1 protein-coding gene is annotated in these 664 nt (G+C 48.0%); it reads left to right on the top strand.

All coding sequences use genetic code 11. From position 1 onward, the window contains the following. The coding region (locus R7P74_RS26870; RefSeq protein ID WP_318123710.1) for an HD domain-containing protein at nucleotides 1–664 on the top strand (664 nt) is incomplete at both ends.

Raw genomic sequence — 664 nt, 5'->3', positions numbered from 1 at the left:
GCATATTGCGTCATGTATCGGATGCTTTTGTGGAAGATCCCCTTAGAGTACTTCGGGTCGCACGTTTTGCTGCAAAACTTGCCTCGCTGGGATTTACGGTAGCAAAAGAAACCATGCAACTCATGCGCGACATGGCAGACTCTGGTGAACTCAATACGCTAACACCAGAACGCGTGTGGCAAGAGTGGCATAAATCGCTTTCAACGCCTCGTCCCGATGTGTTTTTATCAGTGTTGCGAGATTGCGGCGCGTTAGCCGTCGTGCTACCAGAAATCGATACGTTGTTTGGGGTGCCTCAACCTGAAAAATGGCATCCAGAGATCGATACGGGTATCCATACGTTGATGGTAGCAGAGCAAGCCGCAAAGCTGAGCACATCACTCCCTGTTAGATTTGCCGCACAGGTGCATGACTTAGGGAAAGGCGTGACACCAGAGAGCGAATGGCCAAGCCATAAAATGCATTGTCATACCGGTTTAAAGCTAATTAAAAAACTGTGCGAACGTGTACGTGTACCGAATGAATTTAAAGATTTAGCGCTCATGGTCTGCGAGCAACACTCCAACATTCATCGCGCCGCTGAGTTAAAGCCGCAAACCATCATCAAAATCCTGAACAAGTTTGATGTATGGCGCAAGTCGGAGCGCCTAAAAGACATTCTAAT

This window comes from Vibrio sp. 2033 (assembly GCF_033339735.1).
Note: the sequence above shows the minus strand (reverse complement) of the source record. Positions and strands in the feature narration are given on the sequence as shown.